Consider the following 1,371-nt stretch of genomic DNA (forward strand, 5'->3'; position numbering starts at 1 on the left):
GTGATCGGGCCGAGCCGGCCCAGGAACATGAGGAAGACGAGCACGAGCTGACCCGCCCCACCGATCTGCGGGGTGATTCCGGTCGAGAGCCCCACCGTCGCGAAGGCCGAGGTCGTCTCGAACATCACGTCCTGCAACGGCAGTTCGGTCAGTTCGGTCAGCAGCATCGTGCCACCGACGACCGCGGCCACTCCGAGCAGCGCCACCGTGGTCGCCTGGCGCACGACCCGGTGGTCGATGCGCCGGTCGAAGGCGATGACGTCACGGTCGCCGCGTACCTCGGCGAGGATCACGAAGAACAGGACGATGAAGGTCGTCACCTTCAGGCCTCCGGCGGTGCCGGCCGAGCCGCCGCCGACGAACATCAGCAGGATGGTGCCGAGCAGGGTCTCGTCGGTGATCTCGCCGTAGTCCCACGCGTTGAAGCCGGCGGTGCGCGGCTGGACGGCGTGAAACCACCCGCCGAGCAGCTTGTCGGCCGGGCCGAGCGGGCCGAGGGTCCCGGGATTGCTCCACTCGGAGGCGGTGATGAAGAGCGTGCCGCCGACGAGCAGTGCGCCGGTCATGAGCAGGGTGAGGCGGGTGTGCAGGCTCCAGGTGCGGGTGCTCCGGCTGCGCCGCGAGCGCAGCAGTTCGACGAGCACCGGGAAGCCGAGCCCGCCGATGATGATGGCGAGGGTGATCGGCAGCAGCACGAACGGGTCGGTGAGGAAGCCCATGAAGTTGTCGCTGAACAGCGCGAAGCCGGCGTTGTTGAAGGCCGAGACGGCGTGGAAGACGCCGTGCCAGGTGGCCGTGGCCCAGGAGCCGTCGTACTCGGCCCGGAAGCGCAGGGTCAGCATCACGGCGATCGTGGCCTCGACGACGACGGTGATGAGGAAGACCCCGCGCAGCACCCGGCGCACGTCGCCGGGGCCGATCGCCTTGGTCTCGGCCGCGGCCGTCAGCCGGGTGCGCAGGCCCATCCGGCGCGAGAGGAACAGGGCGATGAGGGAGGCCAGGGTCATGATCCCGAAGCCACCGACCTGGATCAGCGCGAGGATGATCGCCTGCCCGGTCGTGCTCCAGTAGGTCGCCGTGTCGACCGTGGCCAGCCCCGTGACGCAGACCGCGCTCGTGGCCGTGAACAGTGCCGTGATGAACGGGGCGCTGCCCACGTCGGCCCGGGAGACGGGGAGCAGGAGCAGCAGGGTGCCGACGATGTCCGCGACGAGGAAGGCGGTGACCACCACCTGCGCCGGATGCCGGAACACCGGGCGACGACGGGCCGGGCGTCCCGACCTCGAGGAGAACACCCGCTCAGGATGGCACGCTGGTGGAGCACGTGTGGAGCGGGCGACGAGAATCGAACTCGCGTAGCCAGTTTGGAAG

General features: G+C 69.7%; 1 protein-coding gene. It reads right to left on the reverse strand.

All coding sequences use genetic code 11. The features are described 5' to 3' along the window. Window positions 1–1,295 (reverse strand): TrkH family potassium uptake protein (locus PLL68_RS15245; protein ID WP_324535555.1); only part of this gene is annotated, 1,295 nt, incomplete at its 3' end. Window positions 1,296–1,371: the final 76 nt, after the last annotated feature.

The organism is Ornithinibacter sp., from assembly GCF_035443565.1.
In the GTDB taxonomy this organism is placed as follows: domain Bacteria; phylum Actinomycetota; class Actinomycetes; order Actinomycetales; family Dermatophilaceae; genus Fodinibacter.